The sequence below is a fragment of the Mixta hanseatica genome, from assembly GCF_023517775.1.
GTDB lineage: Bacteria > Pseudomonadota > Gammaproteobacteria > Enterobacterales > Enterobacteriaceae > Mixta > Mixta hanseatica.
In genome coordinates this window covers 3794809-3816202 of record NZ_CP082904.1, presented here as the reverse complement: position 1 = coordinate 3816202, position 21394 = coordinate 3794809, and the positions used below count along the sequence as shown (strand labels likewise).

Below are 21394 nucleotides of genomic sequence, written 5' to 3'. Positions count from 1 at the left end.
ATATTACGAGCTATTGTCGCTTAAAAGCGGCGCCGCAGGCTATTTAATTTTTATTAATAATTACCTAATCAACGCGCTGCGCTATTGTGGAAAAGATAATTCTTATAGGAGTTAATAGTTTTGGCGTATATTTAACGAATTAGAAAGATAAAATTGAACAGGATAGCGTTATTTTTAAAAAGGATGATGGGATTAATTACATAACATCTGACAAAGGAAGCGCGTCCGGTAAAAATGTTATTACCGGACGTCAGGTCAGGATTGACGGAGCTGCAAATCGAGCGGCGTTTTGCTCGGCTCGCCGCCGATTTCTCGCGCCAGTTTCGGCACCAGATAGCCAGAGACCAGCGCCAGCAGCTGCCGCATAATGGCGCGCGCCGTCTCGTCTGAGACATAAAAATGCGCCGCGCCCTGAACCTTATCCAACACGTGCAGGTAATAAGGCAGAATTCCGGCGTCAAATAGCGCGTTGCTGAGCGCCGCCAGCGTGGGCGCGTCATCATTAATGCCGCGCAGCAACACGCTTTGATTAAGCAGGGTGACGCCGGCACGCTTCAGCATGGCAATGCCGTCGCGCAGCGCCCGATCAATTTCCTGCGCATGATTGATATGGGTGACCATCAGCACCTGCAGGCGTGAACTGGCCAACCGCTGGCATAGCCCTTCGGTAATGCGCGCGGGGATCACTACCGGCAGGCGGCTATGAATACGCAGGCGTTTCAGATGCGGGATCGCTTCCAGTTCGCCGATCAGCCAGTCCAGTTCATGATCCTTCGCCATCAGCGGATCGCCGCCGGAGAAAATGATCTCATCTAACTCCGGGTGATCGCGGATATAGTCCAGCGCCCGCTGCCAGTTGCGCTTATTGCCCTGGTTATCCTGATAGGGGAAATGACGGCGGAAACAGTAGCGGCAGTTAACCGCACAGCCGCCTTTAACCAGCAGCAGCGCCCGGTTGCGATATTTATGCAGCAGGCCTGGCACCACGCTGCTCTGCTCATCCAGCGGATCGGTACTGTAGCCAGGCGCATCAATAAACTCTTGCCGATCGGTGATCACCTGCAGCAGCAGAGGATCGTGCGGATCGCCCTTTTTCATGCGTTGCGCGAACGCGCGCGGCACGCGCAGGGCAAAAAGCCGTCGGGCATCCGCTCCGGAAGCCAGCTGAGGATGATCGTCCAACGCTAAAAAGCGTAGTAATTCATGGGGTTCAGTGATGACGTCTGCAAGTTGTTGCAACCAATCTTCTCTGGATGGGGTATTTAGGGTTACAATGTGTGCCATTTTTTTGGCTAAGTACCAGTATTAATTGTAGAGGGCCTTTATGGCGACTTATTCTAGCAACGATTTTCGCAACGGTCTCAAAATCATGTTCGAAGGCGAGCCTTATGCCATCGAATCCAGTGAGTTTGTTAAACCGGGCAAAGGCCAGGCGTTCGCACGCGTTAAGATGCGTCGTCTGCTGACCGGCAAGCTGATCGAAAAAACCTTTAAATCTACCGACTCCGCCGAAGGCGCAGACGTCGTAGATATGACCCTGACTTACCTCTATAACGACGGTGAGTTCTGGCATTTCATGAACAACGAAACTTTCGAACAGCTGGCTGCTGATGCGAAAGCCGTAGGTGAAAATGCGAAATGGCTGCTGGATCAGGCCGAGTGCATCGTGACCCTGTGGAACGGCAGCCCGATTGCCGTTACGCCGCCGAACTTTGTTGAGCTGGAAATTGTTGATACCGATCCGGGCCTGAAAGGCGATACCGCTGGTACTGGCGGCAAACCCGCTACGCTGACCACCGGCGCGGTAGTAAAAGTGCCGTTATTCGTACAGATCGGCGAAGTGATCAAAGTCGACACCCGCTCTGGCGAATATGTATCCCGCGTAAAATAAGCAGCAACCAGGCGCATCCGCTGGGTGCGCTTTTTTCTGAGAGCATTGAAATAATGAAGAGCATCGTAAAATTCATCGCTGTCGCGCTGCTGATGACGACGGCGCTCAGTGCTTGCAACACCTTTCGCGGCTTCGGTGAAGATGTTTCGCACCTGGGCGGCGCCATCTCCCGCGCAGCAAACTGAATTTCCTTCCTTTCTGAAAGAGAGCCATTACCTGATGTTACGTCGGGCAAGCTGTTAATTTAGGGCTATGCTTTAGTTGCTGTACTTTCAACTGCAACCAAAAAGGAAATGGCTATGTCAAAGAAAAGTATTGTCGCAATTTTTTCCGCTTTGATTCTCTCCACTCTGCTCTCTGCCTGCAACACCACGCGCGGCGTAGGCGAGGACGTTGAAGCGGGCGGTCAGGCGATTCAGCGCGGCGCGCAATAATCTGTACGGTGCGGAACCTGCGTTCCGTACCGATATTTTCCCCTTCCGCTTTACTTCTCAGCCTGCTGCGGCGTGGCGCCATCCTGTTTTACCCAGATCAGCTCATCGACCGGGAAACCGGCCGCTCTTGCCTGCTCGGTTAGCCGCTGTTTAACCGGCCCATCCAGCTGCGGCGTGCGCGACAGGATCCACAGATAGTTGTGGTTTGGCCCGCATACCAGCGCATAGCGGTAGTCGCTATCAAGCGCAATCACGTTATAGCCGCCGTAAAAAGGTCCAAAGAAAGAGACTTTCAGTGCCGCACGCTGCGGCGAGCCGGTAAAATAAGCTTTACCGATGCTCTCTTTCCAGCGTTGCTTCTGCGGGCTGTAGCCGCGGTTAATCACCTTCAGACCACCGTCGTCGCGCTTACTGTAGGTCGCAGTAACATGATCCAGACCGCGTTCAAAGCGGTGATTGAGACGGGCTATTTCATACCATTGCCCCAGATAACGATCGGCCGCAAAATTTTCCACTACCGTGACATTTTTAGGCGGCGTGGTGCTGCAGGCGACAGAGAGCAGGGCGCCAACGCTGGCAATAAAGCTTTTCCATAATGACATAACGCTTTCCTGATAAGTTCTAACGGCTTAAGTATAGGTCTTCAACGCGCGACCTGCTGTGAACTGTAAAAAATTCAACAAAGGTGGCAAAAGTCGCGCCAGCGCTGGTGGTAAGCCAATGTAAACCTGCTAAAGCCGACTGCTTCTTCGCCGATAACCTTTCTACTCAAATAACAGTCAATAAAGAATGACTTATCATGGCGACCATTAATACCAATCTGTTATCAGCCAATGTGCTGAAAAATCAGGCAAAGGACGCCTCGCAGCTTAGCCAGACTATTGCGCGACTTTCATCAGGATTACGAATCAACAATGCGAAAGATGATGCTGCCGGCCAGGCTATTGCTAATCGCATGACGGCTAACCTTGGCGCTGACAGTGTGATTGGGCGCGGACTGGATGATGGCATTAGCCTGTCGGAAACCGCTGACGGCGGGCTGGATTCTATTTCTCAGCTACTGATCCGCGCGAAAGAGCTGGCGATCCGCTCGGTAAACGATGCGTTAACAGATAGCGATCGGCAGAGTCTGCAGGATGAATTCCAGCAAATTAGTGAAACCATCGATCAGATCGCCAGTAATACGGAAATCTTCGGTAAATATCCACTGGCTCCGGCACTGGCGGACCTGCCGGTTAAGCTGGGCAACGTTACGCCCGCCACCAGCAAATTTCCGGTGCCGGGCACCAGCTACGGTTTTACCTCCGGCGTAGTCTCGCTGGCCTATATTCCAGCGGGCGCGACGAACGTGGTGATGGATATCAACTCTTTCTCTTACGACGATGACATCCAGATATTTACCCGTGATGGCAAACATCTGGTCGGCACGCCGCTGCAGGGTAGCGATCCCGATCCGACCTGGATAAGTAAAGGCATTACCAACGCCGCGCAGGCCAACAGCAGCGTGATTACCGAAGCGAACGGCTTTTTACCGGGCGCCAGCTATGATGATGCCACGCTGTTGCAGGGCGGCAGCGCCTACAGCCTGAACGGCAGCGCCTCGCAGAGCTATAACGGGATGAACCTGACCTACAGCGGCGACGGCGATCGTTATGAAGACGCCACCACCGGCGACTTTAACGACGGCACCGTCTCCAGCACCAATACCAATGAGCGCGTGCGCATTGATAACGTGACGGAAGATCTGGTGGTGATGGTGGTAGGCAACGGTTCATTTAACGCGAAAATGACCTGGGGAAACATGCCGACGCCAACCTATACACCGACGGATCAGGTTAAGGTCAGCACCCCGACGCAAATCGTTACCAGCGCCAATTTTGGCGACGAGTTGCAGACTAAAACCATTGAACCGACGCCTTCCGATAGCGCATCGTTGGGGCTGGCTGCGACTCGCCTTAATCCAAAAGAGGAGGCAGCAAAAGCGCTGGGCGCGCTGGATAAAGCGCTGCAAACCGTGAGCGGCTATCAGGGAGAATATGGCGCGACGATAAATAGCCTGGAATCGGCTAAGGCGACGCTCTCGGCGCAGACCCAGGCGACCACCGCGGCGCGTAGCCGTATCATGGATGCGGATTATGCGCTGGAAGCCAGTAATCTGACCAAAGCGCAGATCATTCAGCAGGCCAGCAATGCGGTGCTGGTACAGGCGAACCAGCAGCCGCAGATGATGTTGTCTTTGCTTAAGTAATGATTTATAGCGTTATCACGCCGATAGCCGTTATCACCGTAAGGATCGTCGCCAGCCCGTAGAACCACCATTTGCTGGCGGGAATAGCCAACTGAAGATCGTGCGCGCCGTGATGCAGACGATGCAGCGCGCACCATAGCGGCAGGACAATAGCCAGGAAAATCAACCCGCGCCCGGGGATGCTGGCGGCGCACGCCTGAATACGTTGATAGCTTAGCGCGTCATCGGGCCACCAGCCCAGTGGCAGCAACAGGCCAGCCAGCAGGATCACCGCTGGCGAAACCACCGCCGCCCACATGCCTCCTGCGCCAAACAGCCCCCAAAACAGCGGCTCATCCGATCGTTGTGGTTGTTGCATTGCCTTCTCCTATATTGCCAGCGCCAGCCACAAAGCGGCCAGCGTTACCAACAGCGTGACGATCCACAGGGCGATAATTATCGGCTGCGGCTTCAGCTTTTCCCCTTTGACGATAACAATAGTGGCTTTGGGCGCCAGTTCAAACCAGGTTTTGCTGTGCAGCAGCGCGGCGGCCAGCGTTATCAGGTTTAATAGCAGCGTCGCCGGATGCTGGAGAAAATCGACAAAGCGCGCCCAGGCGTCCGGGCCATCTTTCAGAGCGTACAGACCAAAAACCAACTCCAGACTAAACCACAGCGCAGGAATAGCGGTGCCTTCGCGCAGCATATAAAAGCGATAAAAAGCCAGCTGTCGCCACCAGCTACTCTTTACCGGCGCAAGATAAGGTTTGCGTTTGCTTATCATTAACAGCTCCTTAGTGCGGTTTCAGTCGGGCTATCAGATAATCTTTGGCGCTTTCGACCTTGCCCTGCTGAACAGCGGCCGCAGGATCGACATGTTTAGGGCAGACCTCCGAGCAAAAGCCGACAAAGGTACAGGGCCAGACGCCGTTATCGCCGTTCAATAGCGGCATGCGTTCCGCTTTCCCACGGTCGCGGCTGTCCAGATTGTAACGATGCGCCAGCGCAATGACCGCCGGGCCGATAAACTGCGGATTAAGGGCGAACTGGGGACAGGCGGCATAGCACAGACCGCAATTAATACAGCCGGAAAATTGATGGTAGCGCGCCATCTGCGCCGGCGTTTGCCGGTTGGCACCCTGGGCTGGAACGCGTGGATTGCCGATGATCCAGGGCTTAATCGCCTCAAGGCTGGCGATAAAGTGGCTCATATCCACCACCAGATCGCGCTCAACCGGAAAATTAGCCAGCGGCGCGACGCGCAAACCGTCAGGATAATCACGTAGAAAGATTTTACAGGCGAGTTTAGGGATGCCGTTGACCATCATGCCGCAGGAGCCGCAAATCGCCATACGGCATGACCAGCGCCAGGCCAGATCCAGCGCCAGGTTATCTTTGATATAACCCAGCGCATCCAGCAGCGAGGTCTGCTCATCCCACGGCACCGAAAAGCGCTCATCGTGCGGCGCGGCGTCCTGTTCCGGGTTATAGCGCTGGATAATGACATCCAGGGGTGGCTGTTTAGTCATGGGACGCCTCCTGAGCCTGCACGGCATCCGCCTGTGCGCCATAGAGCCGCTGGGCTGGCGGCAGGCGGGTAATGGTGACCGGCGAGGTCTCAATGCGCGGCGCGCCTTCGGCGTTGAAGAAAGTCAGCGTATGGTGCAGGTAATTTTTATCGTCACGCTGCTGGCAGCCTTCATCCAGCCGCTGGTGCGCGCCACGCGACTCTTTACGATGCAGGGCTGCGTGCGCCATGCATTCGGCTACGTTCAGACTATGCTCCAGCTCAAGGCTGTAAAGCAGCTCGGTATTGAAAACGCTGCTGTTGTCGCTGATATGCAGGCGCTGGTAACGCGTTTTGAGATCCGCCAGCGTCGCGATCGTTTGCTGCATCAGCTCCGGGGTACGGTAGATACCGCAGCCCTGTTCCATACTGCGGCCCATCTCGTCACGCAGGGCTGACCAGCGTTCGGTGCCCGGCTGATTAATGCGCGCCAGCAGGCGCTGTTCCACATCTTTCGCCTGCGCGGCTAACGCGCGTTCGTTACCTGACGGCGTTTCCAACGCTCGTTCCGCCGCCTGTTCGCCCGCCAGACGGCCAAACACTACCAGTTCCGCCAGCGAGTTCGATCCAAGCCGGTTAGCGCCGTGCAGGCCAACGGCAGCGCACTCGCCGGCAGCGAATAATCCTTTAATGCGCGTTTCGCCGCGCGCGTCGGTTTCAATGCCGCCCATGGTGTAATGCGCTGTCGGGCGTACCGGAATCGGGGCGGTAACCGGATCGACGCCGACGTAGGCTTTGCTCAGCTCACAGATAAAGGGCAGCCGCTCATGCAGCTTTTTGGCGCCGAGGTGACGCAGATCGAGGTGAACGACCTCGCCGCGCGGGGTGGAAATGGTGCGGCCCGCCTGCCACTCATGCCAGAACGCCTGCGAGACCCGGTCGCGCGGTCCCAGTTCCATATATTTGTTTTTGGGCGCGCCGGGCGGTGTTTCCGGTCCCAAACCGTAATCCTGCAGGTAGCGATAGCCCTCCTTATTCACCAGAATCCCGCCTTCGCCGCGACAGCCTTCAGTCATCAGAATGCCGGAGCCAGGTAGGCCGGTGGGATGGTACTGCACAAACTCCATGTCGCGCAGGGGAACGCCGTGACGCAGCGCCATCCCCATGCCGTCGCCGGTAACGATGCTGCCGTTGGTGTTATAGCGGTAAACACGTCCGGCACCGCCGGTGGCCAGCACCACGGCGTTGGCGCGCAGCGTCACCAGCGTGCCTTCCATCATATTCAGCGCCACCAGGCCGCCGACGCGCCCGTCATCCACCAGCAGATCCAAAACAAAATGCTCATCGAAACGGCGAATCTGCGGATATTTAAGCGAGGTTTGAAACAGCGTATGCAGCATATGGAAGCCGGTTTTATCAGCGGCAAACCAGGTACGCTCAATTTTCATGCCGCCAAAGCGGCGCGCATTAACCGTGCCGTCTTCTTTACGGCTCCACGGACAGCCCCACTGCTCCAGCTGGATCATTTCTTGCGGGCAGTGCTGCACAAAATAATCCACCACATCCTGCTCACACAGCCAGTCGCCGCCGGCGACCGTGTCATGGAAGTGGGCATCGAAACTGTCGTGGGGCTGAGTAACGGCGGCGGCTCCGCCTTCGGCAGCCACAGTGTGGCTGCGCATGGGATAGACTTTTGACACAAGGGCGATGGACAACTGCGGTTGCGCGGCGGCGGCGGCAATTGCCGCCCGTATACCTGCGCCGCCCGCGCCGACAATGATTAAATCGGCCTGAATGCTTTGCACTTAAACCTCCCTGCGAACGCGGAGTAACTCTTTCGGGTTAGCCAGTGTAGGGCAGGGTACGTAAGGCGATTTTGATGTGTTCGATGTTTTAACCGGATAAAAGCGATGCGATTAACCGACCTATTGGCAATGCGCCTTCTGCCGCCGGGCAAAACCAGAGCAGAAGGCGAACGCGGTGAAGAGGGGTCAGGCAGCTTCGTTTACCTTAAATACCCGCATCGTTTGCGCCAGCTGAGCGGCCTGCTCCTGCATGGCCTGGGCCGCCGCCGCAGACTGATTAACCAGTGCGGCATTCTGCTGGGTCACCTGGTCCATCTGGGTAATGGTGGCATTAATCTCATCAATACCAGTGCTCTGCTCGGTGCTGGCGATGGAGATTTCCCCCATGATTTCCGTCACGCTTTTTACGCTGGTCAATACTTCATTCATGGTGCTGCCGGCGTTAGCCACCTGCCTGCCGCCTTCATCAACCTTATTAACCGAATCTTCAATCAGCTGTGCGATCTCTTTGGCTGCGGAAGCAGAGCGCTGGGCCAGGCTGCGCACTTCAGCCGCGACCACTGCGAATCCGCGTCCCTGTTCACCGGCACGCGCCGCCTCTACCGCAGCGTTTAGCGCCAGGATATTGGTCTGGAAGGCGATGCCATCGATCACGCTGATAATATCGACAATTTTGCGTGATGAGTTACTGATGGTCTCCATCGTATTGACGACCTGTTTCACCGCATCGCCGCTCTGCACGGCAACTTTTGACGCCAGTGTCGCCAGTTGGTTAGCCTGATGGGCGTTATCGGCGTTCTGCTTAACCGTGGAGGTCATCTGTTCCATTGCGGCGGCGGTTTCCTCCAGCGAGCTGGCCTGCTGCTCGGTGCGTGAGGAGAGATCCATATTTCCGGCGGAGATTTCACTGGAGGCGTTAGCGATCAGATCGGTACCGGCCCGCACTTCAGTAACGATTTTCAGAAGATTATCATTCATCTTTTTCAGCGCCTGCATCAGCTGGCCGGTTTCATCCGATGAGCTGGCTTTGATTACCGTGCGCAGATCGCCAGCCGCTACGTTTTCCGCAATGCTGACGGCGGCGCGTAGCGGCTGCACAATCGAGCGGGTCAGAAAATAGCCAAGGAGCACCGCAGCGACGATGGCCAGCACAGAGAAGATAAGCGTCATGTTGATTGCCGTGTTGGCGTCCGCCACCGCGTGTGCGCCTTCTCCCTGTAGCTGTAGGGATTGTGAATCAGCAAATTTCACTACGACATCCAGGAAGGCGTTTTGCGCCGGGGTCATTTTGCGCAGTGCATAATCAGCGGCGGCATCAATGTTGCCCCCACGGATCAGGGTAAGCAGTTGCTGGCTGGCTTCAGCAAAATTCTGCGCGGCCTCTTTTACCGCCTTAATTTTTTTCTGGCCAACAGGCGTCACCTGCAGGCGGGAAATTTTTTCAATAGCCTCATTAGTTTGCTGTGTCGCCAGCTCAAGCTGGCCAAACCGCTTTTGGTTCATCTCGGGACGGTTGGTATCAATCACCATGCCGCGCAAGTATTTGATTTGATCGTTAACGCCGTCGCGCACGTCAAATGCCAGCCTGACTTTGATATAGCGATCGTTAACGATATTTTCTACTGCGGTATTAATATTATTTATTTTAATTATTGCTGTGGCACTCACAGTTATTAATAGCAAGATTACTAAACTGAATGCCGCGCCGAGGCGAAAGCCAACTTTCATATTCTTTACCGATCTCATAGTCCGTATCCCTTTGCATGGAGTAGATCAATACAACTAGCTAAAAATATCACTCATCCCAGTGCAATATGCTGGGAATGTCGGGTTGTTACTTCTTCGTTAGCGGCTGATGCTATTTCTTTGCAACAGAGCGGCTGATGACACCGCCTTCGCTGGCATTAAATATGAGCCCAGTTTTCGCGCAACGAGTCCCCCCACCATCGGCAGCATTCGGAAAAACTTGATAAAGCATTGATTAAAAATCTGTATGCCCGCGGCACCCAATAATGGGAGGCAGCGGCGGCGTTTATTTTTCGCTGCGGCAAAAAAGAAAAATAGTCGATTTTATTAGCGCAAATTTGTCTGCCAACGGCGTTACGAGTAGACTGCATCCCCTTGTTTGACTGAGGAGTAAACCCCATGAGCGAAACGGCAAGCTGGCAGCCGAGCGCACCCATCTCTAACCTGTTGAAACGGGCGAAAATTCTGGCGGAAATTCGACGTTTCTTCGCCGATCGCGGCGTACTGGAGGTGGAAACCCCGGCGATGAGTCAGGCAACGGTAACCGATATTCATCTGGTCACCTTCCAGACCCGCTTTGTCGGTCCTGGTGCTTCGCAGGGGTTAGATCTCTGGTTAATGACCAGCCCGGAATATCATATGAAGCGCCTGCTGGCCGCAGGCAGCGGACCGATTTACCAGATGGGACGCAGCTTCCGTAATGAAGAGGCGGGCCGTCACCATAATCCTGAATTCACCATGCTGGAATGGTACCGCCCGCATTATGATATGTATCGCCTGATGAATGAGGTGGACGATCTGCTGCAACAGGTGTTGGAGTGCCAGCCGGCGGAATCACTCTCTTACCAGCAGGCGTTTATTCGTCATCTGGAGGTCGATCCGCTCTCTGCCGATAAGGCGCAGCTGCGAGAAGTGGCCGAGAAGCTGGGCGTGGGCGATTTAGCGCATGCCGAAGAAGATCGCGATACGCTGCTGCAGCTGCTGTTTATGCTGGGCGTGGAAACGAAGATTGGCCAGGATAAGCCCACCTTTATTTATCACTTCCCGGCGACCCAGGCCGCACTGGCGGAAATTAGCACCGAGGACCATCGCGTCGCGGAGCGGTTTGAAGTCTATTTCAAAGGGATTGAGCTGGCGAATGGTTTCCGCGAGCTGACCGACGCGCGCGAGCAGCGCCAACGCTTTGAACAGGATAATCGCCGTCGCGCCGCACGCGGCCTGCCGCAGCAGCCGATCGACAACAATCTGCTGGCCGCGCTGGAACACGGCATGCCTGCCTGCTCCGGCGTCGCGCTTGGCGTTGATCGCCTGGTGATGCTGGCGCTGAAAGCGGAATCCCTGAGCGAAGTTATCGCTTTCCCGGTTGACCGCTGTTAAAGCCTTGCGGCAGGCGCGTGATTAACGGCCTGCCGATACCGCTACAGCCCGCCTGATTTAAACGTATGTGACGCGGGCGCGCCGTTGCTGGCTGGTTTTCTTTTCGCCGCCGTCTCCATACGGACCTGGAACGGCGGGAACGGCATCTCAATATTATGTTCGCGGAAGCCCTGTAGGATCAGCTGGTGCAGCTCATGGCGCAGTGGCATGCGATGTCCCATTTCCGCCGCATGGATACGCAGCTCAAACAGCTGAATGCCCTGTTGCAAATCAACCAGGAACACTTCCGGCGCGGGTGTATCCAGCACATAAGTACAGCGTTCGCAGGCGCGTTGTAAAATCGTGGTCACCTGTTCGCTGTCGACGCCCGCCGGCGCCGGCACGGTAAGCACCACGCGCGTGACCGAATCGGAAAGCGACCAGTTAACGAACTGTTCGGTAATAAATGCCTTATTCGGCACGATGATCTCTTTGCGATCCCAGTCGGTGATGGTGGTGGCGCGCGTATTAATGCGCGTAATGCTGCCGGTGAGATCGCGGATGGTAACCGTGTCGCCAATACGGATCGGCTTTTCAAACAGGATGATTAGGCCGGAGATAAAGTTAGCGAAGATCTCCTGCAGACCAAAGCCCAGCCCCACGCCCAGCGCCGCCACCAGCCACTGTAATTTTGCCCACTCAATGCCGATCATCGAGAAGCCCATCAGGCCACCAATCAACAACAGCAGATATTTGGTCAGCGTGGTGATGGCGTAGCCGGTGCCAGGCGTCAGGTTAAGGTGCTGCAACAGCGCCAGCTCCAGCAGGGCGGGCATATTACGCACCAGCTGGGTAGTAATAATAAAGATCAGAATAGCGATCAGCACCGAGCCCAGCGTAATTGGATGCAGGCTTTCCACGCCCTGCACCGTACTGCTGACGTCCCACAGCCGGATGTTTTCCAAAAACGCGAAGGCTGAATGGATCTCAGACCATAGCACAATCACTGAAAGCAGAGCGATTAGCGTCAGAATCGAACGTACCAGGCGCAGCGACTGGGCGCTAATGGCATCAAGGTCGATAACCGGCTCATCGATTTCGACGGCATCAGCCGTTTGGGCGGTGGTTTCTTCCTCGCCTCGCGCGCGGTGCGCCAGCATTTCAGCACGACGCTGACGTGCACGATCGAAGGCGATGCGGCGGCGCTGAATCAGCATCCAGCGCCGAATAATATGGTAAATCACCAGCAGCAGGAACCAGATGGCCACCGAGGTTTCCAGACGCGCCAGCAGCGCCTGAGCGGTGGCCAGATAGCCAATGCAGGAAGCCAGCGCCGCCGCCAGCGGAATACAGATCAGGATATTCCAGAAGATGCGGTTAATAACGTTATCGCCGCTGCCTTCGTTATCCAGCCAAAGCGGGATGCCAGCGCGTTTCAGGCTGACGGTAACCAGACTCAGCGCACCGCAGATGAGAATAAAGCACAGGCGCCCCAGCGTGGCGGAGAACTGACGATCCTCCAGATTAGCGAAGGTAATCAGCAGCATGATCAGCGGAACAATCAGCCCGATAGAGAGCGAGTAGTAACGCATCGCTCGTGCGACCCGTAGCTGGGGCCAGCGGAAATGTACAATAAACAGCCCGTTAGATCGCGCAAAGGCGGCGCTAATCATAAAGGCCCACAGCAGCGGCAGCGTGGCGGTGACGCCGTCGCCAATCGCGACCGCCACGGGATAAGGCCAGGCATGCTGTAAACCAAAGCCGAAGGCAGCCCACAGTACCGGTAAGGGCAGGGCGACCAGAATCGACCAAAAAACGGTGCGCAGCGTCAGGGTAAAATGATCCTGGGTCACTTTGCCGACGCGGCTGGCGGCGCGCGCCAGAAAGGCATTGTAATGGCGACGTGAGCTAATGCTGAAACCAACCAGCAGCACCGCGCCCAAAATCGGCAACACGGTTTCACGGTTGGTGACCATCATCATCAGCGCGCCGCCCAGCTGGCCCAGCGTATTCAACGACAGCAGCTGCGTCAGGTCGCGCGCCACCTCCAGCGGATAGCTGAGGCTGAGCGGATTGACGTCTGCGGTCCAGAACAGATAACGATGGGTCGCTTCTTTAATTTCACCCAGCGCATCTTCCAGCTGACTGTTCGCCACCTTCAGCTTGGTGACTTCCAGAATCAAGGTATCACAGCCGGAAATCAGCGAGCCGAGCAGCTCCCGCTGGGTTTTTATCTGCGCATCCAGAATACGGTTTTGCTCGCTGGTCAGCGGCTCGCCATTTTCCTGCTTCAGCTGGCGCAGCTGCTGCTGTTGGCTGAGCAAATCTTCATAATGCAGGCGCTGCACGCGCAGCTGCCCCATTTCACTATCTAACTGCTGCGAGATGGGCATCTCCGGCAGACGCGCCACCTGCGCGCGCAGCGCCTCGCCCAACAAATTAGAGGAGCCCAACCACTGCGACTGCTCGCGAATGGTGCTGAGCGCCTGACGTACCTGAATGGTTTGATTGGTGGCCTGCCGCTGCTGTGAGCCAATCAGATCAAGGCGCTGAGCCTGCTGATTGAGCGCGGCGGAAAGCTCGCGGTTAACGTGAAACTGTTCGGTGATCGAGGCGGGCAGATTGCCGCTGCTTTCCGCCAATCGTTCCGTACGCGCCAGCGCCAGTTCCGCTTCATGCTGGCGCAGGCCGTTTAGCTGATTGCGCAGCGCCTGGAGATAATCATCCAGCCGCTCCGCTTTTTTCTGATGCACTTCGGCGCGCATGCGCGCCAGCTCCTGGCGGTTATTCGCCGACAGCTGCGCCAGCTCCAGCTCATCAACGCGCGCTTTTAACGCTGCCGACTCGGCCTGACGTGCATAGCTCTGCGCCTGAGCGAGGGCGCCTGAGGCAGCAGACGGCGCCTGCAGCCCACGTTCGCTTTCGCTTAGCGCGCGGCGCGCTTCGGTTTGCTGCTGCGGCAGCTGGCCCAGTGAATCACTGATTTCTCTGGCGCGATCCTGTTCCTGCTGCGCCTGACGTCCCTCTTCCAATAGCTGGCTGCTGATTTGCAAGATCTCCTGATCCAGCTCAGCGCTGCTCATACCGCTGTGTAGTGAGTATGTACTATCATTCAAACCAGCAATTTGCTGACGCAGTTCGCGCGCCAGCTTAGGAAAGTCATCTATGACCTGCTGATATTGCTTCGCCCGCTCCAGCGATTCGTTGCGCGCGTCAAGGAAGCTCAACGCCGATTCCAGCGTTTGTATCAGTTCAGCCTGGGCCGGCATGGATTTGGCGGATTTCGCCTGCTCCAGCTCCTGGCGCACCTGCGCCGCATCAGGCGCGCTGGCGGCGAAGGCGGGCAGGGTAAACAAAAAGAAAATAAAGCAGAGGATCAGGCGCACGCTAGAGTCTTATTGGTGATGTAAAACGGTTTCCGCGTCGGTACGCGCCAGCGCCATCGCCATCGGCTGGCCAAGACGCGTTTTGGTTTCGGCCTCCAGGCTTTCGGCCAGCTTAATGCGACCCGGTGCGAACAGATTAATAACGGTAGAGCCCAGCTTAAAGCGGCCCATTTCTTGCCCTTTCAGCAGCACAACCGCGCCTTCCGCCTCGGCGCCCGGCCAGCTCCAGCGTTTAATCACCCCTTCACGCGGCGGCGTAATAGTGCCGGCCCACGCGGTTTCAATACTGCCGACAATGGTCGCGCCGACTAAAATCTGCACCATCGGGCCAAATTCAGTATCGAAATAGCAGATAACGCGTTCATTACGGGCAAACAGGTTTGGAATATTACGCGCGGTAAGCGGATTCACCGAATAGAGATCGCCCGGCACATAAATCATTTCACGCAGGATACCGTTGCAGGGCATATGCACGCGGTGATAATCACGCGGTGCAAGATAGATGGTGGCAAATTCGCCATCGCGGAACTGCGACGCCATCTGACGATCGCCCGCCAGCAGCGCTTCCAGAGAATAGTAGTGACCTTTTGCCTGGAAAATCGTATCGCCTTCAATATGGCCCAGCTGACTGATGGCGCCATCGGCCGGCAATACCAGCAGGTTAGGATCGGCATCGATCGGACGCGCTTCATCGCGCAGCGGACGAACAAAAAAGTCATTGAAGGTACGGTAGCTGGCGGTGTCCGGCTTTTGCGCTTCGGACATATCGACCCGGTAGAACCAGACAAAAATATCAATCACCGCTTTGGTCAGCCAACCGGCACGCTTGCCGGCCGCCCAGCCAGCCAGCTCGGTGAGCCACTTTTTAGGGAGCAGATGATTCAGGCCGAGTTTAATTGAATCCAACACGTTAGCCTCCTGGCTTAATCACACGACGTTGAAGAAAAAGGGGGCGAATTGTAGCAGCGACAGCCCGTTTAGGCTAACGCGCCGATGATGCCACAACTGCAGCATTAGTCTTCGCTGTTACCGAAGTTTTTACGCGTTTTTACCTGCGCCATGCTTTCCAGGATACGGTGGTAATTTTCAAAGCGGGATTCATCGATAATCCCGTTCTCTACCGCTTCGCGAATCGCACAGCCCGGATCGGTATCATGCTTGCAGTCACGAAACTTGCAGCCGCCTAAAAACCCACGGAATTCGACAAAACCCTGAGTGATTTGTTCCGGCTCCAGATGCCAGAGGCCGAATTCACGCACCCCGGGCGAGTCGATTACATCGCCACCGTGAGGGAAGTGGTACAGGCGTGCGGCGGTGGTGGTGTGCTGGCCTAATCCTGAGACGTCGGAAACATCATTGGTCAGGATGGTCTGGTCGCTTAGTTCCAGGCCCAGCAGCGCATTAAGCAGACTCGATTTGCCTACGCCCGACTGACCGGCAAAGATACTGATGCGCCCGGTAAGCGCCGCTTCCAGATCGGCAAGTCCCGCTTTTTCATAGCTGGAAACCATCAGCACGCGATAGCCGATATGACGATAAATATCCATCTGCTCATCCACAAAGGCGCGCCCTGCGTCATCCAGCAGATCGGTTTTATTCAGCACCAGCAGTGGTTCAATGCCGAGCGTTTCACTGGCGACCAGGTAACGATCGATAATATTCAGCGACAGCTCCGGCACAATGGCGGAAACAATGATGATCTGGTCAATATTGGCGGCAATAGGTTTGATGCCGTCATAAAAATCGGGGCGCGTCAGTACCGTACGGCGCTCATGCACCGCTTCGACGATGCCTTTTACCGTTGCGCCGCCTTCGACGCCCGGGCGCCAGAGAACGCGATCGCCAGTCACCAGCGAGCGAATGGTACGGCGAATATTGCAGCGGTGAACATCGCCCGCGCTATTTTCAACGTCCGCATGCATGCCGAAGCGGCTAATGACGATGCCGTCCTGCGCTTCACCAAACAGGCTGTCATCTGGTTCAGGCTTATCCGCACGCTGTTTTAATCGACGTTCATGGTTAGCGTTAACGCGACGCTGCTGGCCTTTAGACAGTTTATTTTTACTCACTCTTCCTCACAGGGATTCCGACGGTTTCGCCTTGTTGGGCAAAACGTCTATGATACACCCTGGGCTGAATTACGGCGAGTAACGCGGCGCGGCTTTGCGCGCTCGGTTCCCGTTCAGCCAGATAAACCAGAGTGCCAACTGCGGGATAAAACATGGGAAATGAAAACAACCTTATCTGGATCGACCTGGAAATGACCGGGCTGGATCCGGAACGCGATCGCATTATTGAAATTGCGACGCTGGTCACCGATGCCGATTTAAATATCCTGGCGGAAGGGCCAGTGCTGGCAGTGCATCAGAGCGCTGAACAGCTGGCGCTGATGGACGACTGGAACGTGCGCACCCATACGCAAAGCGGGCTGGTGGAGCGTGTTAAGGCGAGCCAGTACGGCGATCGCGAGGCGGAACTGGCGACGCTTGAGTTTTTGCGTCAGTGGGTGCCGGCTAACGCTTCGCCGATTTGCGGCAATAGCATCGGCCAGGATCGCCGTTTTCTGTTTAAATATATGCCGGAGCTGGAAGCCTGGTTCCACTATCGTTATCTGGATGTCAGCACGTTGAAAGAGCTGGCGCGGCGCTGGAAGCCTGAAATCCTGACCGGCTTTAAAAAAGCGGGCACGCATCAGGCGTTGGATGATATCCGTGAGTCAGTGGCGGAGCTGGCTTACTATCGCCGCCATTTTTTACAGCTGTAGCCGCACGAGTGACTAAAAAAGCGGCATTTTGCCGCTAAAATCAGCAAATGCATCGAAAGCGCAAATTTTTGCCCTCAAGGGCTTGCAGGGCAAAAGTTTTCTCGTATAATGCGCTCCCCGTACCGATGAAGATTTTAATCGGCTACGATTGCGGGAATAGCTCAGTTGGTAGAGCACGACCTTGCCAAGGTCGGGGTCGCGAGTTCGAGTCTCGTTTCCCGCTCCAAATTTGAACGGTGTTGAAAAAACACAGAATATCCTAATCAGGGTTTTCGGGTTGCAACAACGCGGCAACTGAACGAATCCGCAGGCGCTTACTGAAGTAAGTGGCTGAGGTGAGTGAAGGCAGTTAACGCAGTGGCAGCTTGAAAGACGCAGATTATGCGGGAATAGCTCAGTTGGTAGAGCACGACCTTGCCAAGGTCGGGGTCGCGAGTTCGAGTCTCGTTTCCCGCTCCAAATTTGAACGGTGTTGAAAAAACACAGAATATCCTAATCAGGGTTTTCGGGTTGCAACAACGCGGCAACTGAACGAATCCGCAGGCGCTTACTGAAGTAAGTGGCTGAGGTGAGTGAAGGCAGTTAACGCAGTGGCAGCTTGAAAGACGCAGATTATGCGGGAATAGCTCAGTTGGTAGAGCACGACCTTGCCAAGGTCGGGGTCGCGAGTTCGAGTCTCGTTTCCCGCTCCAAATTTGAACGGTGTTGAAAAAACACAGAATATCCTAATCAGGGTTTTCGGGTTGCAACAACGCGGCAACGGAACGAATCCGCAGAAGCTTACTGAAGTAAGCGACTGAGGTGAGTGAAGGCAGCTAACACAGTGGCAGCTTGAAAGACACAGATTATGCGGGAATAGCTCAGTTGGTAGAGCACGACCTTGCCAAGGTCGGGGTCGCGAGTTCGAGTCTCGTTTCCCGCTCCAGTTTCTTCTTTTTTCTCAAATCCCACTCTCACGCATGTGGCTTTTCATAAAGTCGGCCCCAGACATAGTTTCCTTTTAAAAAAATCAGCTCTATTCCTTTTCTCGCGTAGCGCTTTTGCGTGAAACATCATTGTCCGTTCATCCGCTATTCTGGCCGCTACACATAACAAAATACCGTTTGCGCAATGATGTTATTGGCAAACGGTACGGTGACTTTCTGTGCATTGCAGTATAAATAGCGTGATACTAGCGGAAAAAAAACTTGCGGGTAAATCCTTTCCAGAACGGCAACGACGACTTTTTAGGTTGTGCCGGTAACTCAACCGGATCTTTTTCATTCACTTCCACAATAACGATGCTCTTATTGATTATCCAACCGGTACGAGGCTGAGTTGAGATGATATTTTCCAGGCCCACCTGTTGGAGACTCTTTCGTATCTCTGAGATGGTTTGATAAAGCGTATTCGGTGTTGCTTCTCTGCCATGATATTCCCAGCCTGCCTGATAGAGCTGCTGGTGCGAAACGGTTTGCCCGGCATGTTCTATCAGCGTTAATAAACAGCGCGAAGCAGTATTATAAAGGATAAGCTTTTTTTCTTTATTTAATGAAGCGATGCTCCTTTGATCAGGAAGAAAAATAGCGGTTCCGTTTATAATAAATTTTTTAGATCCATTTATTCCCATGATTTAATCGTTCCTTCCAAATAATTATTTTATTGAGCATGTTGTGTTTATAATAAATTACCCGATGGGCTTATCAGCATGAATATTAAGCTGTGCTTAAGCTTACCAGGCTTTTCTCAAAAGTTATAATTAACGCAGCGCGACGACAGAAAAATATTGTGTGCGCTATTTATATTGACATTTTTTCCCAGCGTAACAATAGGGATTTGTCTTTTTTTGCGCGCCTTTTCTTACTTACTGTTAATTTTTCTCTATATGATTTTTTGCAAAGAAAAGGAATCGGGCAGCCTGGCCGGGTGGCTTTTATCGGCATGTTTTGATGGTATAGCCGTTTTACCGTGTGGATAGCTCAATTAATCATCAAACTGATATAGGCTGTTGCGCATAATATTGACAGTAAGTTGATATCAAATAACTGCGTTATTCTTAATTAAGGCCACGACGCTCAAAGAGAGTGCTAAAGCGGGTTAAGGTTGTTAACGCTGTACATTATTGCCTTACCTCTACAGCATTAGTTCCCTGTCGCGCGTTTTAAGATGTTAGGATCGAAGCAGCGTAAACGAAATGTCTTAATTTAACTTTATTTAAGTTTGTTTATGTAGCGTCACTGGGGAGTAATAGGTTATTTATATTCATGGCGGATACGCCAGAGAAGACGCACCTCATATCAGCATAAGGCGATCATAACGCTTTCCGGATTAGGACATGTAGCAAATAGAAACTATTCTTTATGCCATTGCGCCGCTATTAATTAGTGCAATTATAAGCTGGTGGTATATCAAAAAACATTATGGATATTAATAAAAAGGATATGTAATGAATAAAAAATTAATGGCGCTATTGCTTGGCGGCCTTTTTACCGCGCAAGCGGGTTTGACGCATGCAGCAGAGAATCGTGTCGTAAGTTATCTGACGATGTGGACCTCTTATTCGGCAACAGAGCTTTCTGAAAAACTGCCGGTCTCTAAAACAGATACTTTCCTGCTCTCTTTTGGCGAATGGTCTGCTGATGGTTCTGTCACTTTCTCAGAAAATGCTTTAACGCCGCCGGAATGGGATACCTACTACCTGCCGACACCTTATGTCAGTTGGACTACGCTGAAACATGATCATCCCGATAAAAAAGTCATGGTCGCTTTTGGCGGTCAAACGTATGAAAGCATCTGGAGCCACCTGGATAATCCAGAACAGCGTGAAAAAATTGCTCAGAGCCTGGCATCGCTGCTGGAAAAACCTTTCCCCGTGTATAAAAAGAATCTGAAATTGACGGAGGTGGTTGGGGAGTGCCACCAAATGGAGTGGGAGAGCTCGTGCAATTTAAACAACTATCAATACGCCGGTGATGTTTACCTTGATGGGATTGATTTCGACTTTGAAAAGGCCAACCGTTTAACCGAAACAGAAAACCAAAATCTGCTGGCGCTGGTTAGTCGTCTGCGTGAACTGGTCGGCAATAAGAAATTGCTTAGCCTGACAACATATCATGTCGGCGCCGATCCGGAAAATTGTGCTAATCCGTCAGTTATGGAGCAGTGTTCATATATTGAACCAAGCCGTTCCTCCCACCACGGTGAAGTAACTAACTTACTGAAAAAAAGCAGCAAGTTATTCGATTTCTTTAATGTAATGACCTACGACGCAGGTAAAAATTTCCGCTATCAGGTGGCGATGGAAAACTATGCGAAGGCCATCGGAGATAAAAGTAAAGTACTGGTAGGCGCCACGATTAATCAACAGTGGGGGCCTGAAGGTCCATTTGTTGAAACAGAGGAAAATAATCTGGAGCGCGCATCCTGGCAGGCAAAAAATGGCTATGGCGGTATCTTTGTTTGGGCGTTAGGCCAGTCAACGCAGAATTTGCCGTTAACCACGCAGGCTGAATATGTAGGACGCCTTGCCGATGCGGCGGCCTCGGCACTGCAGGAGGAAAATAAACCCGGCGGCGAGACAGAGGGTAATATAAGCGAATCCATTGCGTTGACGGTTCCTGATGTCACTCAAGGCCCGGTGCTTTCCTGGGTGGATTATCAAAAAGGCGGAGAAATCCGACTTTATACAACAGATCAAGATATGCAGGATCACTATACCGTCAAGTTGAATGGTAATTACGTTTATTCCGTTGATGGCGGCACAGCTTACTACTCTTACAAAGTGGAAAATGATGATAATGTAAACACCATTATTCATCAGTTTACCCCGGATGAATTTAAACCGGGAGACTTATTGACCCTGCATAAAGAAGGCCACGCGGATGCCCTGCAAACCATCACCATCGGTGATGATGTGCGTTATAGCGATGATGATGCGGTTGTTGCGGTAAGCGCCCTTGCCAATAGCGAAAAGGTCACGGTAACCTTAAACAAGGCGCTTTATAGCAAAGCGAACCGTTATATTGTTCTGCTTAACGGCAATTACTTAATGGAATCCTTTGCTGGTAACGCTTATTATGCTTCCGTAAATCGGGAGGCTACTGGTGGGGTAGAACTCTCTACCAGCGCCAGGATCAAAGCTGGCGATAAAATTGAAGTGTTGCGCGCCAGCGGAAAACCGGGCGTGCAAGGATATTCAACCAGCGTTATTCATACTGCGTACGCTACCGCCGGTAACTAAGCGTTATTAAGCTACCATGCCACTCCTGCCGGTTTAAACCGGCAGGAGTACTCTCTTAC

At 53.7% G+C, this 21394-nt stretch carries 18 protein-coding genes and 4 tRNA genes; 11 read left to right on the top strand and 11 right to left on the bottom strand.

Annotated elements, in window-relative coordinates; all coding sequences use genetic code 11:
* Window positions 1–255: 255 nt before the first annotated feature.
* On the bottom strand, window positions 256–1284 hold the full coding sequence (epmB, locus tag K6958_RS18145) for an EF-P beta-lysylation protein EpmB (protein ID WP_249892410.1): 1029 nt from the start codon (window positions 1282–1284) through the stop codon (window positions 256–258).
* A 40-nt stretch (window positions 1285–1324) separates the two neighbouring features.
* Here epmB and efp point away from each other — a divergent pair, with 40 nt between their 5' ends.
* The 3 genes from efp (at window position 1325) to K6958_RS18130 (ending at window position 2325) form a co-directional block, all read left to right on the top strand.
* Window positions 1325–1891, top strand: coding sequence for an elongation factor P (efp, locus tag K6958_RS18140; RefSeq protein WP_249892409.1), 567 nt, complete (start codon window positions 1325–1327; stop codon window positions 1889–1891).
* 53 nt (window positions 1892–1944) lie between these two features.
* Window positions 1945–2076: an entericidin A/B family lipoprotein gene (locus K6958_RS18135; protein ID WP_249892408.1), complete on the top strand. Its 132-nt coding sequence runs from the start codon at window positions 1945–1947 to the stop codon at window positions 2074–2076.
* A 114-nt stretch (window positions 2077–2190) separates the two neighbouring features.
* Window positions 2191–2325, top strand: a complete 135-nt coding sequence (locus tag K6958_RS18130; RefSeq protein WP_038623848.1) for an entericidin A/B family lipoprotein — start codon at window positions 2191–2193, stop codon at window positions 2323–2325.
* A gap of 50 nt (window positions 2326–2375) precedes the next feature.
* Here K6958_RS18130 and blc read toward each other — a convergent pair whose 3' ends face one another.
* Window positions 2376–2927 carry an outer membrane lipoprotein Blc gene (gene blc / locus K6958_RS18125; RefSeq protein ID WP_249892407.1) on the bottom strand — a complete coding sequence of 184 codons (552 nt, stop codon included), beginning with the start codon at window positions 2925–2927 and terminating at the stop codon, window positions 2376–2378.
* A 197-nt stretch (window positions 2928–3124) separates the two neighbouring features.
* Between blc and K6958_RS18120 the strand changes: the two genes are divergently transcribed.
* Window positions 3125–4573, top strand: coding sequence for a flagellin N-terminal helical domain-containing protein (locus K6958_RS18120; RefSeq protein ID WP_249892406.1), 1449 nt, complete (start codon window positions 3125–3127; stop codon window positions 4571–4573).
* A gap of 4 nt (window positions 4574–4577) precedes the next feature.
* On the opposite strand, the gene frdD is transcribed toward K6958_RS18120, so the two are convergent.
* From frdD to K6958_RS18095, 5 genes are all read right to left on the bottom strand, one after another.
* A complete protein-coding gene (frdD, locus tag K6958_RS18115; protein ID WP_249892405.1) occupies window positions 4578–4931 on the bottom strand; it encodes a fumarate reductase subunit FrdD in 354 nt (117 codons plus the stop codon).
* Between the two features lie 9 nt (window positions 4932–4940).
* Window positions 4941–5336: a fumarate reductase subunit FrdC gene (gene frdC, locus K6958_RS18110; protein WP_249892404.1), complete on the bottom strand. Its 396-nt coding sequence runs from the start codon at window positions 5334–5336 to the stop codon at window positions 4941–4943.
* Between the two features lie 10 nt (window positions 5337–5346).
* Complete coding sequence (locus tag K6958_RS18105) at window positions 5347–6081, bottom strand: succinate dehydrogenase/fumarate reductase iron-sulfur subunit (RefSeq protein WP_249892403.1); 735 nt, start codon at window positions 6079–6081, stop codon at window positions 5347–5349.
* Window positions 6074–7864 (bottom strand): fumarate reductase (quinol) flavoprotein subunit, encoded by a 1791-nt coding sequence (gene frdA, locus K6958_RS18100; protein WP_249892402.1) that lies wholly within the window; start codon window positions 7862–7864, stop codon window positions 6074–6076. Before frdA ends, K6958_RS18105 begins: the two co-directional genes overlap by 8 nt.
* 186 nt (window positions 7865–8050) lie before the next feature.
* Window positions 8051–9610, bottom strand: coding sequence for a methyl-accepting chemotaxis protein (locus tag K6958_RS18095; RefSeq protein WP_249892401.1), 1560 nt, complete (start codon window positions 9608–9610; stop codon window positions 8051–8053).
* Window positions 9611–10009: 399 nt separating this feature from the next.
* Here K6958_RS18095 and epmA point away from each other — a divergent pair, with 399 nt between their 5' ends.
* On the top strand, window positions 10010–10987 hold the full coding sequence (gene epmA, locus K6958_RS18090; protein ID WP_249892400.1) for an elongation factor P--(R)-beta-lysine ligase: 978 nt from the start codon (window positions 10010–10012) through the stop codon (window positions 10985–10987).
* Between the two features lie 41 nt (window positions 10988–11028).
* Here the strand turns inward: epmA and mscM are convergent, their stop codons facing one another.
* From mscM to rsgA, 3 genes are all read right to left on the bottom strand, one after another.
* Complete coding sequence (gene mscM, locus K6958_RS18085; RefSeq protein ID WP_249892399.1) at window positions 11029–14352, bottom strand: miniconductance mechanosensitive channel MscM; 3324 nt, start codon at window positions 14350–14352, stop codon at window positions 11029–11031.
* Between the two features lie 9 nt (window positions 14353–14361).
* Window positions 14362–15261 carry an archaetidylserine decarboxylase gene (gene asd / locus K6958_RS18080; protein ID WP_249892398.1) on the bottom strand — a complete coding sequence of 300 codons (900 nt, stop codon included), beginning with the start codon at window positions 15259–15261 and terminating at the stop codon, window positions 14362–14364.
* A gap of 104 nt (window positions 15262–15365) precedes the next feature.
* Complete coding sequence (gene rsgA / locus K6958_RS18075; RefSeq protein WP_249892397.1) at window positions 15366–16421, bottom strand: small ribosomal subunit biogenesis GTPase RsgA; 1056 nt, start codon at window positions 16419–16421, stop codon at window positions 15366–15368.
* 152 nt (window positions 16422–16573) lie between these two features.
* Here rsgA and orn point away from each other — a divergent pair, with 152 nt between their 5' ends.
* The 5 genes from orn (at window position 16574) to K6958_RS18050 (ending at window position 18041) form a co-directional block, all read left to right on the top strand.
* Window positions 16574–17116, top strand: a complete 543-nt coding sequence (gene orn, locus K6958_RS18070; RefSeq protein WP_249892396.1) for an oligoribonuclease — start codon at window positions 16574–16576, stop codon at window positions 17114–17116.
* 150 nt (window positions 17117–17266) lie between these two features.
* A tRNA-Gly gene (locus K6958_RS18065) sits at window positions 17267–17342 on the top strand.
* A gap of 157 nt (window positions 17343–17499) precedes the next feature.
* Window positions 17500–17575: transfer RNA gene (locus K6958_RS18060), tRNA-Gly, on the top strand.
* 157 nt (window positions 17576–17732) lie between these two features.
* Window positions 17733–17808, top strand: a tRNA-Gly gene (locus K6958_RS18055).
* 157 nt (window positions 17809–17965) lie between these two features.
* Window positions 17966–18041 (top strand) — tRNA-Gly (locus K6958_RS18050).
* A 246-nt stretch (window positions 18042–18287) separates the two neighbouring features.
* Here the strand turns inward: K6958_RS18050 and K6958_RS18045 are convergent.
* Window positions 18288–18725, bottom strand: coding sequence for a winged helix-turn-helix domain-containing protein (locus K6958_RS18045; RefSeq protein WP_249892395.1), 438 nt, complete (start codon window positions 18723–18725; stop codon window positions 18288–18290).
* A gap of 816 nt (window positions 18726–19541) precedes the next feature.
* On the opposite strand from K6958_RS18045, the gene K6958_RS18040 reads away from it, so the two are divergent.
* Window positions 19542–21335, top strand: coding sequence for a glycoside hydrolase family 18 protein (locus K6958_RS18040; protein ID WP_249892394.1), 1794 nt, complete (start codon window positions 19542–19544; stop codon window positions 21333–21335).
* The last annotated feature ends 59 nt before the right edge of the window (window positions 21336–21394 follow it).